Genomic DNA, 12,882 nt, shown 5'->3' with positions numbered 1-12,882 from the left:
CCCCGCCCCCGCCCGGATGTCAGGAAAGCCACCATCAGGACACCAGACGTCCTGATGGTGGCTTTCCTGACACGGCGGGGCGGGGGCGGGAGCCGGGGCCGGGCGCGGGGAGGGCGTCAGGTGGTGCGGGTGGCGTAGAGGGTGCGGATGACGTCCTCGATGGAGGGCTCGACCACCGTCACGTCCCGCAGGTCGACGCGCGCGGCGACCGCGGCGATCAGGGCCGCGGCCGTGGTGTCGGCGGGGGAGAAGGCGAGGCGCTGGCGCAGGCCGTCGGCCTCCACCGCGACGCCCCGCACCCCGGGCAGCCCGGTCAGCGCCGGGGTGGGCGCGGTCAGCTCGACCACCAGTTCGCGGGCCCCGCCGAACGTCGTGCGCAGGACGGCGAGCGAGTCGTCGGCGACCACGGTGCCGTGGTCGATCACCACGACCCGCCGGCACAGGCGCTCGACGTCGGCCAGGTCGTGCGTCGTGAGCAGCACCGTGACCTCGCCCGCGGCGTTGACCTCCTGCAGGAACAGCCGCAGCCGCTCCTTGCTGACCAGGTCGAGCCCGACCGTCGGCTCGTCGAGGACGAGCAGGTCGGGGGCGTGCAGCAGGGCCGCGGTGACCTCGCCGCGCATCCGCTGGCCCAGCGAGAGCTGGCGCACCGGCACGTCCAGGAACTCGGCCAGCCCGAGCACGTCGACGCAGCGGTCGAGCCGCTCGCGGTGCACGGCGGGCTCGACCCGGTGGATGGCCCGCAGCAGCGCGAAGCTCTCCCGCAGCGGCAGGTCCCACCACAGCTGGCTGCGCTGCCCGAACACCACGCCGATGCGTCGGGCCAGCTCGCGGCGGCTGCGCACCGGGTCCAGGTCGCAGACGCGCAACGTTCCCGCGGTCGGTACCAGGATGCCGGTCAGCATCTTGATCGTCGTCGACTTCCCGGCGCCGTTGGGTCCGAGGAACCCGACGGCCTCCCCGTGCGCCACGGTCAGGTCGATCCCGTCGACCGCGACGACGGTGCGGCGACGGCCGATGCGCCCGATCCGGAACTCCCGGCGCAGCCCGTGCGTCTCGACGATCATGATCCGGCTCCCTGGTAGCGGCGGACGGCGGTCCGCCAGACGAGTGCGGCGACGGCGACCGCGACGACGGCGACGAGCGGTGAGGCGTAGCGCAGGGCGTGCGGCAGGCCCAGCGGGTCGGGGCGGTCGAGCAGGGCCAGCGCCGGGAAGTAGGCGACGAACGCCGAGGGCACCGCGAAGCAGAACACCCGGCGCAGCCACGGGCCGAACACCGTGACGGGGTAGGAGGTGGTCAGCGACGAGCCGTAGGTGAAGGCGTTGGCGACCTCCTTGCCGTCGACGACCCAGAACGAGACGGCGCAGGTCGCCACCCAGATCGCGCTGATCAGCACCGTCCCGACCAGCGGTGTGACCACGAGCAGCGCCAGGTTGAGCGGGGTCGGTTCGATGCCCGCGCCGGTGATCACCGCGACCAGCACCACCAGCCCCACGGCGACCCGACCCAGCCGGCGCAGCTGCAGGTCGCTGGTCGCGAGCTGGGTCAGCGTCCCGAGCGGGCGGGCCAGCAGCACGTCGAACTCGCCGGTGCGGATCCAGCGGGGCAGGTCGTCGAGCTGGCCGACGGCGAGGTCGGCGAGGCCGAACGCGATCCCGGCCAGCCCGTACATCAGCAGCACCTCCTCGCGGTCGAAACCGCCGAGCGACCGCACCCGGCCGAACACCACGAGGATCACCACGAGCTCCAGCGCCTGCCCGATCGCCTGGGCGAGGCAGTCGAGCGCGAACGACGTCGGGTACGCCAGCTGGCTGCGCACCCGGGACGCGACGATCCGCCGGTAGACCCCCTCAGCCACCCTGCACCACCAGCTTGCGGGTGGCCCTGGCCAGCACCAGCCGGCCGAGCGCGAGCAGCGCCACCGCCCACAGCAGCTGGTGGGCGAGCAGCGCCGCCAGCCCGTCGCGCTCGGTGAACACGTCGATCGGGGTCTGCAGGATCGCCGGGAACGGGGTGGCGTAGAGCAGCCCGCGCAGCGCGTCGGGGAAGAACGCCAGCGGCACGGTCAGCCCGGCGAGCACCCCGCCGAGCCCGTTGTAGACCGAGCGCACGCCCCGGGAGTCGAGCAGCCAGAACGTCGACAGGTCGAGCAGGAACCGCAGCGCGAAGCTGACCACCACCGCCAGCACCGTCGAGGCGGTGAACAGCAGGATCGTCGGGACCGGGTCGGTCGGCCAGCGGAACGGCAGCACCAGCGCCCCGAACGCCACCGGCGGGGCGAGCCGAAACAGCACCGCGTGCCCGGCCCGGCCCAGGTCGCCGGCCAGCAGCGCGAGCTGCAGGTCCCACGGCCGGGACAGGTCGATCGCGATGTCGCCGCTGCGGACCCGCTCGGACAGCTCCCCGTCGCCCCACAGCATGACCACGGCGATCAGCCCCTGGCCCAGCCAGACGAACGCGGACACCGCCCCGGCGTCGTACCCGGCGGTGCTGCCCGTCTGCGCGACCACGGCCAGCAGCACGGCGACCCGCAGCAGCCCGAACACGGTGTTGGTGAACAGCCCGGCCAGGCTGGCGGTGAGGTAGACACTGCGCCGCCGGTAGCCGGCGCGCACCAACAGGGGGTAGGGCGACAGCACGTCTGTCCACGTTACGGCCGTCCACAACCGGTTTTCGCCGGCTCGTCGCCCCGGCGCTGGGCCCGCCCGGAGTTCAGGAAGGCCACGTTCCTGACCTGCCGGGGTCAGGAAGGTGGCCTTCCTGTCCTGTGGGGACCTGAGGGTGGCCTTCCTGAACCGGCGCGGGCGCCGCGGGCGAGCGGAGTCCGACGAAAGTAGGGGGTGCTCGATGCCGTCGGCCGGCGCGGGCGGCGGGGTCCCGAGGCGAGCCTGGGCCCATGGCCGAGAACCGCTCCGTCCCGCCGCTCGTCCGGACGCTGGCGCTGGACGTCGCCGCCCCGCTGGCCGTGTTCTACGGGCTGCACGCGTGGGGCGTCGGGGACGTGCCCGCGCTGCTGGCGTCGGCGGTGCCGCCGCTGCTGCACGCCGGGTACACCGGCCTGCGCGAGCGGCGCGTCGACGCGATCGGGGTGGCTGTGCTGGCGGCGACGCTGCTCAGCCTGCTGGCCACGCTGCTGGGCAGCGGCGGACCGCGGGAACTGCTGGCGCGCGGGGTCTGGCTGACCGCACCGTTCGGGCTGTGGACCCTGGCCAGCGCCTTCACCCGGCGACCGCTGTGCTTCACGGTCAGCCGCTCGATGATGCCCGGGCGGGTGGTGGTGATGGACCGGCTGTGGGAGACGAACGCGCGGTTCCGGCGGGCGTGGCGCGACATCACGATCACCTGGGGCGCGGTGTCGCTGACCGACAGCGCGCTGCGGCTGGTGATGGCCTACACGCTGCCGGTGGCCTGGGTGCCCGCTCTGGACACGGCGCTGACCTTCGTGACGATCGCCGCGCTGCAGCCCCCGACGTGGTTCTTCCTGTGGCGCGCGGGGGTGTGGAACGAGCTGTTCGGTCGTCGCCGGGTCGCGGCGTGACGGCCCACCGCGCACGCGCGGTGGCCACCGCGCACACGTCCCGACATGCGCGCGGTGGCAGACCGGTGTGCGCCGTCAGCCGGGTCAGGGAGGGTTCAGAAGGAGGCGATGGCCTCGTTCAGGGTGGCGGAGGGGCGCATGACCTCGTCGGCCTTGGCCTTGTCGACGTGGTAGTAGCCGGCGAGGTCGACCGGGGAGCCCTGCACGCCGTTCAGCTCCCCGACGATCTTCTCCTCGTCGGCGGCGAGCCGCTCGGCCAGCGGGGCGAAGATCCCGGCCAGCTCCGCGTCCTCGCTCTGCCGGGCCAGGGCCTGGGCCCAGTACAGGGCCAGGTAGAAGTGGCTGCCCCGGTTGTCCAGCTCGCCGGCCCGCCGCGACGGCGACTTGCCCGTCTCCAGCAGCAGGCCGGTGGCCTCGTCGAGGGTGCGCCCGAGCAGCCCGGCGCGGGCGTTGTCGTCGGCGTCGGCGAGGAACTCGAGGGACACGGCCAGTGCGAGGAACTCGCCGAGGGAGTCCCAGCGGAGGTGGTTCTCCTTGACCAGCTGCTGGACGTGCTTGGGCGCGGAGCCGCCCGCCCCGGTCTCGAACAGGCCGCCGCCGTTCATCAGCGGGACGATCGACAGCATCTTGGCGCTGGTGCCCAGCTCCAGGATGGGGAACAGGTCGGTCAGGTAGTCGCGCAGGACGTTGCCGGTGACCGAGATGGTGTCCTCGCCTGCCTTGGCGCGCTCCAGCGTGTACCGGGTGGCCTCGGCGACGGGGAGGATCTCGATGGTCAGCCCGTCGGTGTCGAGCTCGGCGAGCTGCTCGCGCACCTTCTTGATGACCTCGGCGTCGTGGCCGCGGGTCTCGTCCAGCCAGAACACGGCGGGCGCGCCGGTGGCGCGGGCGCGGCCGACGGCCAGCTCGACCCAGTTGCGGATGGGGGCGTCCTTGGTCTGGCAGGCCCGCCAGATGTCGCCCTCGGCGACCTCGTGCTCCAGCAGCGCGGCGCCGTCCGCGCCGACGACCCGGACGGTGCCCGGGGCGCTGATCTCGAAGGTCTTGTCGTGGCTGCCGTACTCCTCGGCCTTCTGCGCCATCAGGCCCACGTTCGGGGTGGTGCCCATGGTCGTCGGGTCGAAGGCGCCGTGCTCGCGGCAGAAGTCGACGGTCTCGGCGTAGAGGGGCGCGTAGGACGAGTCCGGGATGACGAACTTGGTGTCCTGCAGCGCGCCGTCGCGGTTCCACATCTGCCCGGACGTGCGGAACGCCGCCGGCATCGAGGCGTCGATGATGACGTCGCTGGGGACGTGCAGGTTGGTGATGCCGCGGTCGGAGTCGACCATGGCCAGCCCCGGGCCCGCCTGCACGGCGGCGGTGATGGCCCGCTCGACGGCGGCGCGCTTGTCGTCGGGCAGCTTGCCGATCGCGGTGAGCACGCTGGCCAGCCCGTCGTCCGGGTCGGCGCCCACGGAGCGCAGGTCCTCGCCGAACTCGGCGAACACGTCGGCGAAGTAGGCCTCGACGGCGTGCCCGAACAGGATCGGGTCGGAGACCTTCATCATCGTGGCCTTGACGTGCACGGAGAACAGCACGCCGCGGGCCTGCGCGTCGGCCACCTGCTCGGCCAGGAACGTCGTCAGCGCCGCCTTGCGCATCACGGCCGCGTCGACGATCTCGCCCTCCAGCACCGGCAGCGACTCCTTGAGCACCGTGACGGTGCCGTCGCCGCCGACGTGCTCGATGCGCAGGGTGTCGGGCGCGGCGAAGGTGACGGAGCGCTCGGAGTGGCGGAAGTCGCCGTCGGTCATCGTGGCGACGTGCGAGGCGGAGTCCTTCGACCAGGCGCCCATCGAGTGGGGGTGCTTCTTGGCGAAGTTCTTCACCGACGCGGGGGCGCGCCGGTCGGAGTTGCCCTCGCGCAGCACGGGGTTGACCGCGCTGCCCTTGACCGAGTCGTACTTGGCGCGGGCGGCCTTCTCGTCGTCGGTCTGCGGGTTCTCGGGGTAGTCGGGGATCGCGTGCCCGCCGTCCTGCAGCTCCTTGATCGCGGCCTTGAGCTGCGGGATCGAGGCGCTGATGTTCGGCAGCTTGATGATGTTGGCCTCGGGCGTCTTGGCCAGCTCCCCGAGCTCGCCGAGCGCGTCGTCGGCCAGTCCGAAGGCGGCCAGGACGCGCCCGGCCAGGGAGATGTCGCGGGTCTCCACGTCGACACCGGCCTTGCCCGCGAACGCCTCGATGATCGGCAGGAGCGAGTGCGTGGCCAGCGCGGGGGCCTCGTCGGTGTAGGTGTAGATGACCTTCATCGTCGCTCCGCCTGCCTGGTTTCGGGTGGACGGCGGCACGTGCGGCCCGCCGTCGCCCACGCTATCCGACGCCGACCGGAGCAGGGGGAACCGCACGCGCGGGGGCGCGCGGCGGGCGTTCGACCGGCTACCGTTCTCGCAGTCCCCTCACGCCCCGGGAGCCGCGACAGATGGCCAAGCTCACCATCCCCCAGCTGAAGTCGTCCTCCTTCAAGGGCTGGGCCTTCGTGCTCGTCGCCGGCGCGCTGCTGGCGGTGCTCGCGCTGATCGACCGCGGCGGCGGCAGCCTGCTGCCCAACCAGGCCGACGGGTCCACCGGCTGCACGCTGGAGGTCACCACCGAGGAGCTGAACGTCCGCGCCGGGCCCAGCCAGAACGCCGAGCTGCTCGACGCGCTGAGCCGGGGCACGCGCGTCGACGGGACGACGATCGTCACCGACGGCTTCCGCCAGCTGGAGGGCGACCGCTGGGCCTCCGACCAGTACCTGGCCCCCGTGGCGGGCACCGTCTGCTAGTAGGGGACGCTGGCGGCGTGCACACCGTCAGTTCCGTGAACGTCAACGGCGTGCGGGCTGCGGGGCCGAAGGGCTTCGCCCGGTGGCTCGCCCGGACCACGGCCGACGTCGTCTGCGTGCAGGAGACGCGCGCCGAGCGGGACGAGTTCCCCGCCGGCCTGCTGGACGGCTGGGTGCTCAGCCACGTGCCGGGCGCCCAGCGCGGGCGGTGCGGCGTCGGTGTGCTCACCCGCGGCGAGCCCGAGGCGGTCCGGGTGGGCATCGGCTCGACGGAGTTCGACGGCTCCGGGCGCTACCTGGAGATCGACCTGCCCGGCCTCACCATCGGCTCGCTGTACCTGCCCAACGGCACGGTCGGCACCCCCCGCCAGGACGAGAAGGACCGCTTCCTCGCCGAGTTCGGGCCCTACCTGGCCGAGCGCCGGGCCAAGGCGGCCGCCGAGGACCGCGAGGTGCTGGTCTGCGGCGACTGGAACATCGCCCCCACCGAGCGCGACATCCGGGCCTGGCGGCGCAACGCGAAGAACTCCGGGTTCCTGCCGCACGAGCGGGCCTGGCTGGCCGGCCTGCTCGCCGAGGGCTGGGTCGACGTGGTGCGCGCCCGGCACCCGGACGTCGACGGGCCGTACTCCTGGTGGTCCTACCGCGGCCGCGCCTTCGACAACGACGCCGGTTGGCGCATCGACCTGCACCTCGCGACTCCCGCGCTGGCGGCGCGGGCCGTGTCGGCTGTGGTCGAGCGGGCCGCGACGCACGGGGAGCGCTGGTCCGACCACGCGCCCGTCACGGTGTCCTACGCGACGGCGACCGATCCGGAGGGGCCCGCATGACGTACCCGCCCGGCGGCGCTCACCCCGGCGCGCCCCAGACCGGCCGGCACAGCACCGGCGCCCACCCGTGGCCCGGGCCGCCGCCCGGGCAGGTCGGCGCGCCGGTCGCCCCCACCCGGGTCATCGGCGGGCGTTACGTCGTGCTCGGCGAGCTGGGCCGCGGTGGCATGGGCATCGTGTGGCGGGCGGAGGACCGGGTGATCGGGCGCCAGGTCGCGGTCAAGGAGCTGCACCTGGCCGAGGGCCTGAGCCCGGAGGACCGGCACAACTTCCGCGAGCGGCTGCTGCGCGAGGCGCGCACCGCGGGCAGGCTCAGCGACCCGGGCATCGTCACGGTCTACGACGTCGTCACCGACAACGGCGTCGACCACATCGTGATGGAGCTGATCGACGCCCGGACCCTGGCCGACGTCGTCGCGCAGAACGGGCCGCTCGACGAGCGCACCGCGACCCCGGTGGCCCAGCAGCTGCTCTCGGCGCTGCGGGCCGCGCACGAGGCCGGGGTCGCGCACCGCGACGTCAAGCCGGGCAACGTCATGCTGACCCCGAGCGGGCGGGTCAAGCTCACCGACTTCGGCATCGCCCATGCCACCGACGACACCCGGCTGACCAGCACCGGGCTGCTGGTCGGCTCGCCGGGCTACCTCTCGCCCGAGCAGCTCGACGGCGCCGACGCCTCACCGGCGTCGGACCTGTGGGCGCTGGGCGCCACCCTGTTCTACGCCGTCGAGGGCCGCGGCCCGTTCACCCGCGACACCACCGCGGCCACCATCTCGGCGGTGCTGCAGGCCGAGATCCCGCCGACGCGGGCGCGCGGCGCGCTCGGCGCGGTGATCGCCGGACTGCTGCAGCGCGACCCGACGGTGCGGCTGACCGGACCGCAGGCCGCGGCGATCCTCGGCTCCCCGGCCACGTCCACCATGCCGGTCGGGGGCCCGCACGGGCCGGGACCCACCACGCCGCTGCAGCAGGCCACCCGGGGCGGCGGGTGGCGGCGCACCCTGCTGTGGACGGCCGCGGCCCTCGTGGTCGGGCTCGTCGCCGGCGGGATCGGCGGCCGGCTGCTGCTGCCCGGGCTGGGCGAGCGGGAGATCACCACGCTCAGCTACGGCGCCGGCGGCGACGTGCCGGAGTTCGACGTCAGCAACGGCTACTGCTACCAGGTGGCGCCGGGGCCGGGCCGGGCGGTCGACAGCGGCGCGATGCGCGACTGCGACGAGGTCCACGACAGCCAGGTCTTCGCGGCCTACCTGCCGTACGGCAGCGACGACGAGGTCCGGTACCCGGGGGCGGAGGACTTCCGGGAGTTCGGGGCGGCCGCCTGCCGGATGTACTTCGACAACGTCGTCGTCGGCGAGGACAAGGACCAGCTCGCGGTCACCCTGCTGCTGCCATCGGAGGAGGCCTTCCAGGACGACACCCGCAGCGCAGGCGCGTCGCGGCCGTCGTACCAGTCGCGCGGGGTGTACTGCGTGCTGTCCGCGGCCGACGGCCGCCAGCTCACCGGCACCCGGGTCCTCGACGACAGCTGAGAGGCCGGCGATGGTGGGATGCCTCCCGTGACCCACCCGAACGTCCAGCTCGTCGTCGACGCCCTGCGCCGCGGCGGCGCCGACCCGTCCCGGATCGACCGCATGCGCGTGCTCCCCGACGCCGTGTCCACCGCCGCCGCGGCCGCCGCCGCACTCGGCGTCGAGGTCGGCCAGATCGCCAACTCCCTGGTCTTCGACGCCGACGGCGCCCCGCTGCTCGTCCTCACCTCCGGTGCGCACCGCGTCGACACCGGCAAGGTGGCCGCGCTGGTCGGGGCGACCCGCGTCCGCCGCGCGACCCCGGAGTTCGTGCGCGCGGCCACGGGACAGGCGATCGGCGGGGTGGCGCCGGTGGGGCACCCGGCACCGATCCGCACGCTGGTCGACCGGGCGCTGGAGGCCTACCCGGAGGTCTGGGCGGCAGGCGGCATCCCGCACGCCGTCTTCCCCAGCACGTTCGCCGAGCTGGTGGCCGTCACCGGCGGGGAGCCGGCCGACGTCGCGTAGCCGGTCAGGTGCGCGGTCGGGTCGGGCGAGCGCCACTGCTGGGACGAGCGGTGGCGTCCCGCCGGTGCCGCGGCGCGGCTGACCGGGCGAGTGCACCGACGTCGGCGCGGTCGCCGAGCGGTCGGCCGCCAGCGGGTGGACGAGCTAGTGCGGATCTCCTGCCCCGGTGGCCACGTGCTCGACCACCTGGGGCCACACCCGGCGGGGCAGTTCGTGTCCGACACCGGGCAGGACGACGAGGCGGGCGCCGGGGATCTCCTTCGCCGATGCCACGGCGTTGTCGAGCGGGAACAACGGGTCGCGGTCTCCGTGGAGCACGAGGGTGGGCACGCGCACCCGGTCGAGCCGCTCGCGCCAGCGGGGTCCCTGCTCTGCCATCGGGTGGTTCACCACGGCGGAGCGCACCTGGTGGGCCCGGGACACGCAGGCCTCGGCGACGGCGCGGGCGCCCGGCTCGTCGAACGGCTCGGCCGCGAGGCTGCGTTCCCCCGCGACGAGGTAGTCGACCACCTCGTCCTCGTCCCGCCAGTCGGGTTCGGCGACCTGGGCCCATGCCTGGAGCAGCTCATCGGTCACCTCGGGCAGGTCTGCGTCGGCTGGACCATGGCCCGTCGGCCGGGTGGACATCAGCACGAGCTCCGAGACGCGGGCGGGATGGTCGAGGGCCGCGAGCTGACCGATCCAGCCGCCTTGGGAGAACCCGACCCAGGTCGCCGATGCGACGCCGTAGGCGTCGAGCACGGCGAGGGCGTCTCCGACCAGGTCCGGCAGGCTGTACCCCGGCTGTCCGGGCGGGTCGTAGGTCGCCCGGCCGGTGTCGCGCTGGTCGAATCGCAGCACGTGGAAGCCGCGCCCGGCGAGGGTCGTGCAGAAGTCCGGCGGCCACCAGTCCATCGAGCACGACGTCCCGGCGACGAGCAGGACGGTCGGTCGGGACGGGCTGCCGAATGCCTGGGCGCACAGCTGCGCGCCGCCGCTGTCGATGGTGCGTTCGCACTGCATGGGTTCTCGGCCTCTCGGTCGCGGGGTCGGTCGAACGTGCTGCCCAGGCTCGCGCCCGCTGTCCGACCGCGTCCAACACCCCTTCCGGCGCGATCCACACGCGAGGGGCGTTAATCCGGTAGAACCGCGGGTGTGGGCCACGACCTCGACATCCGGCTGCTGCGCCACTTCGTGGTCGTGGCCGAGGAACTGCACTTCTCCCGCGCCGCGGCGCGGCTGTTCGTCGCCCAGCAGGCGCTGAGCCGGGACGTCGGTCGACTGGAGCAGCAGCTCGGGGTGCGCCTGTTCGACCGCACGACGCGGCGCGTGGCCCTGACGGCGGCCGGGGCGGAGCTCCTGGACCGCTCCCGCGCGCTGCTCGCCCACCACGACGAAGTCGTACGTGACCTGGGCGCCGTCACCAGCCGGTTCCTGGTCGACGCCGTCGGCGCCGGGATCACGCCCGGCCGCGTGCTGAACCGCGCGCGTCGGTACGAGGAGGGCTTCGAGTTCTACAGCCGGCGATGCGCCGGCCTCGCCGAAGCGCTTCCACAGATCGGCGCGGGTGAACTCGACGTCGCGTTCGGGGTGTGGCCTCCCGCCGCACGCTCGACCGGCGTGCGGGTGCAGCACCGGCTCATCCGCGAGGAGCCGCTCGGACTGCTGCTACCCCCGGGCCACCGGCTGGCGGAGCAGCCGGAAGTACCGGCCCGAGAGCTCGAAGGCCTGGAGGTGTGCCGGCGAGCCGGCGACCACGTGACCGGCGAGTGGGACGACCTGGCCCGGCAGTTCCTGACCCGCTACGGCGCACGCCCGGCCGAGGCGCACCCGCCCGTACGTGGTGGCGAGGAGCTCGCCCACCACGTGCGAGACGGCGAGCCGCCCGTCCTGACCGTCCTGGGCCACCCACCGGTGCCCGGAGCGACACTGCTGCCGCTCGTGTCTCCTGTGCCGCTGCTCCCCTGGTCGATGGTGTGGCGCGACCGCGAGCGGCATCCCGGGCTCGCGGCGCTCCACCGAGCCGTCGACGAGTTGCGCTCGGCCGAGAACTGGAACGACCTGCCCCGAGACACCTGGCGTCCGTGAGGCGCTCATCCTCGCGCAACCCACGACCCGGGTCGCCGGTGGTGAGCCGGCCGACGTCGCGTGGCCGTCGTGCGTCACCGAGCGCTGAGGGGCTGGGTGTCGACCGGCAGGAGCGGGCGTGTGGGATCCGGCGTGGATCAGGCATCTCAGGGGAATCCGCGGTGCTCGCCGATCGGGGTGTCCCCCGCGCCGGGCGCAACCGCCGCCACACGCACCCCCGCCCGGCACCAACTCACCGGCAGGGAGCGCGCTGACGTGGCTCGGGCATCACGACGTCCCGAGGCGCAGGGCCAGCGCGGCCGCCGACAGGAGGGCGAGGACGGCGGCGGGGCCGGCGTGGCGCGAGTCGTGGGCCCGCACGTGCGCGGCCACGGCGATGAGGAAGTAGCAGAGCAGGCCCGCTGCCGCGGCCACGGCGACGGGGGGCCAGATCAAGCCGGCGAGCAGCCCGCTCGCTCCGGCCAGCAGGATCCCGGCCAGCAGGTCGAGCCGGTTCTCCGGCACGCCGACCCGCTGATAGCTCTGCACGACCGCCTCGCGGTGGCTCAGTTTCAGCGCGGCCGACGCGACGAGCAGCGCGGCCAGAGTGCTGGAGGTGATCAGGCTGGCGACGATCACGGCGGCCTCCCGGAAGGGTGCGGGCCGGTCTGAATCTAAACGTTTGTACAAGTTGAGTCAACGGCCGCCGTCCGGTATCGATGACCGGTGAGTCCTCAGCGGAGCAACCGGGCGCAACTGGTCGAGGGCACGCTGCGCTGCTTGGAACGGCTGCCGCCGGAACGGATCACGGCGCGGGCGATCGCCGAGGAGTCCGCGGCCAACCTCGCGTCGATCACGTACCACTTCGGCTCCAAGGACGCGCTCGTCACCGCGGCGGTCATCGAGGGTCTCGACCGGTGGCTCGACGAGATCGCGGGTGCCCTCCAGGGCGTGGACCCGGAGCAGCCGGGCGAGCGCTTCCGGCGTGCGTTCGTCGCCGTCGAGGGCAGCCGACAGCGGCACCTGGGGCTGGCCCGGACTCTCGTCGCTGCTCTGGCCAGGGCCCAGCACGACGCGCAGGTCCGGGAGATGCTGGCCGAGGGCTTCCGCCGGTCGCGTCGGGACGTCGCCACGGTCCTGGGACTGGGCACGGACCAGGCGGGGCTCGACGCGGCCGGGCTCGCCCTCGCGCAGTTCAACGGGCTGCTGTTCCAGACCCTGCTCGACCCGGACCTGGCCGTCCCGCTCAGCCGGTGGGAGCTCGCCCAGGCCCGCCTGCGCCCGCAGTGATCCGCCGGGCGCGAGTCGTGGTCGGAGCTGCGGGACCGGCGGACGGTCGGGCCGGGCGCGGTGGAGGCGGACGACGCTGCGCGGTCGGCGGCCGCTGTGCGTGAGCTCCGGGAGCGTCGGAAACGGCGATCCGGGTGAGGGCGTCACTCGCCGGTCGGAGTGCCCTCGCCACTCCCGTCCGGCCCGTCGAGCTCGGCGCGGAAGACGTCTGGGATCCGCACGCCCGTCGACAGCTGCGCCGAGGCGGCCCGCAGGTCGGGCCGGTCCGCCGACGGTGCCCCGATCGCGTCCGCGCCCGGCGCGGTGTGGCCAGGAGATCGATCACGAGCGTGG

At 74.0% G+C, this 12,882-nt stretch carries 13 protein-coding genes; 7 read left to right on the top strand and 6 right to left on the bottom strand.

Annotated elements, in window-relative coordinates; genetic code table 11:
• Positions 1–116: 116 nt before the first annotated feature.
• From KDL28_RS07385 to KDL28_RS07375, 3 genes are read right to left on the bottom strand one after another with little or no spacing between them, the layout of a single operon-like run.
• Positions 117–1,067, bottom strand: a complete 951-nt coding sequence (locus KDL28_RS07385; RefSeq protein ID WP_252436557.1) for an ABC transporter ATP-binding protein — start codon at positions 1,065–1,067, stop codon at positions 117–119.
• The gene (locus KDL28_RS07380) at positions 1,064–1,861 is read right to left on the bottom strand and encodes an ABC transporter permease (protein ID WP_252436555.1); all 798 of its coding nucleotides are present in this window, start codon (positions 1,859–1,861) and stop codon (positions 1,064–1,066) included. The genes KDL28_RS07385 and KDL28_RS07380 overlap by 4 nt, the downstream gene beginning before the upstream one ends.
• Positions 1,854–2,642, bottom strand: a complete 789-nt coding sequence (locus tag KDL28_RS07375; protein WP_252436553.1) for an ABC transporter permease — start codon at positions 2,640–2,642, stop codon at positions 1,854–1,856. Before KDL28_RS07375 ends, KDL28_RS07380 begins: the two co-directional genes overlap by 8 nt.
• Positions 2,643–2,899: 257 nt before the next feature.
• On the opposite strand from KDL28_RS07375, the gene KDL28_RS07370 reads away from it, so the two are divergent.
• Positions 2,900–3,541: a VC0807 family protein gene (locus KDL28_RS07370; RefSeq protein WP_252436551.1), complete on the top strand. Its 642-nt coding sequence runs from the start codon at positions 2,900–2,902 to the stop codon at positions 3,539–3,541.
• Between the two features lie 95 nt (positions 3,542–3,636).
• Here KDL28_RS07370 and KDL28_RS07365 read toward each other — a convergent pair whose 3' ends face one another.
• Complete coding sequence (locus KDL28_RS07365; protein ID WP_252436549.1) at positions 3,637–5,829, bottom strand: NADP-dependent isocitrate dehydrogenase; 2,193 nt, start codon at positions 5,827–5,829, stop codon at positions 3,637–3,639.
• Between the two features lie 170 nt (positions 5,830–5,999).
• Between KDL28_RS07365 and KDL28_RS07360 the strand changes: the two genes are divergently transcribed.
• Genes KDL28_RS07360 through KDL28_RS07345 form a run of 4 tightly spaced genes read left to right on the top strand, consistent with a single transcriptional unit; the run spans position 6,000 to position 9,213 of the window.
• Positions 6,000–6,344, top strand: coding sequence for an SH3 domain-containing protein (locus KDL28_RS07360; RefSeq protein ID WP_252436547.1), 345 nt, complete (start codon positions 6,000–6,002; stop codon positions 6,342–6,344).
• Positions 6,345–6,361: 17 nt separating this feature from the next.
• Positions 6,362–7,174: an exodeoxyribonuclease III gene (locus KDL28_RS07355; protein ID WP_252436545.1), complete on the top strand. Its 813-nt coding sequence runs from the start codon at positions 6,362–6,364 to the stop codon at positions 7,172–7,174.
• The gene (locus tag KDL28_RS07350; RefSeq protein ID WP_252436544.1) at positions 7,171–8,706 is read left to right on the top strand and encodes a serine/threonine-protein kinase; all 1,536 of its coding nucleotides are present in this window, start codon (positions 7,171–7,173) and stop codon (positions 8,704–8,706) included. The genes KDL28_RS07355 and KDL28_RS07350 overlap by 4 nt, the downstream gene beginning before the upstream one ends.
• Positions 8,707–8,724: 18 nt before the next feature.
• Entirely contained in the window at positions 8,725–9,213 is a 489-nt protein-coding gene (locus tag KDL28_RS07345) for a YbaK/EbsC family protein (protein WP_252436542.1), read from the top strand.
• 144 nt (positions 9,214–9,357) lie between these two features.
• Here KDL28_RS07345 and KDL28_RS07340 read toward each other — a convergent pair whose 3' ends face one another.
• Complete coding sequence (locus KDL28_RS07340) at positions 9,358–10,215, bottom strand: alpha/beta fold hydrolase (RefSeq protein ID WP_252436541.1); 858 nt, start codon at positions 10,213–10,215, stop codon at positions 9,358–9,360.
• Between the two features lie 132 nt (positions 10,216–10,347).
• Between KDL28_RS07340 and KDL28_RS07330 the strand changes: the two genes are divergently transcribed.
• Complete coding sequence (locus KDL28_RS07330) at positions 10,348–11,280, top strand: LysR family transcriptional regulator (protein WP_308215941.1); 933 nt, start codon at positions 10,348–10,350, stop codon at positions 11,278–11,280.
• Positions 11,281–11,547: 267 nt separating this feature from the next.
• Here the strand turns inward: KDL28_RS07330 and KDL28_RS07325 are convergent, their stop codons facing one another.
• Entirely contained in the window at positions 11,548–11,898 is a 351-nt protein-coding gene (locus KDL28_RS07325; protein WP_252436539.1) for a DoxX family protein, read from the bottom strand.
• 87 nt (positions 11,899–11,985) lie between these two features.
• On the opposite strand from KDL28_RS07325, the gene KDL28_RS07320 reads away from it, so the two are divergent.
• A complete protein-coding gene (locus KDL28_RS07320) occupies positions 11,986–12,549 on the top strand; it encodes a TetR/AcrR family transcriptional regulator (RefSeq protein ID WP_252436537.1) in 564 nt (187 codons plus the stop codon).
• Positions 12,550–12,882: the final 333 nt, after the last annotated feature.

The sequence above is a fragment of the Pseudonocardia humida genome (assembly GCF_023898865.1).
GTDB classification, from domain to species: Bacteria; Actinomycetota; Actinomycetes; order Mycobacteriales; family Pseudonocardiaceae; genus Pseudonocardia; species Pseudonocardia humida.
Note: the sequence above shows the minus strand (reverse complement) of the source record. Positions and strands in the feature narration are given on the sequence as shown.

Coding starts and splice junctions, on each gene's coding strand:
- KDL28_RS07360 (WP_252436547.1), top strand. CDS start 6,000: ATGGCCAAGCTCACCATCCCCCAGCTGAAGTCGTCCTCCTTCAAGGGC.
- KDL28_RS07385 (WP_252436557.1), bottom strand. CDS start 1,067: ATGATCGTCGAGACGCACGGGCTGCGCCGGGAGTTCCGGATCGGGCGC.
- KDL28_RS07350 (WP_252436544.1), top strand. CDS start 7,171: ATGACGTACCCGCCCGGCGGCGCTCACCCCGGCGCGCCCCAGACCGGC.
- KDL28_RS07370 (WP_252436551.1), top strand. CDS start 2,900: ATGGCCGAGAACCGCTCCGTCCCGCCGCTCGTCCGGACGCTGGCGCTG.
- KDL28_RS07345 (WP_252436542.1), top strand. CDS start 8,725: ATGCCTCCCGTGACCCACCCGAACGTCCAGCTCGTCGTCGACGCCCTG.
- KDL28_RS07365 (WP_252436549.1), bottom strand. CDS start 5,829: ATGAAGGTCATCTACACCTACACCGACGAGGCCCCCGCGCTGGCCACG.
- KDL28_RS07340 (WP_252436541.1), bottom strand. CDS start 10,215: ATGCAGTGCGAACGCACCATCGACAGCGGCGGCGCGCAGCTGTGCGCC.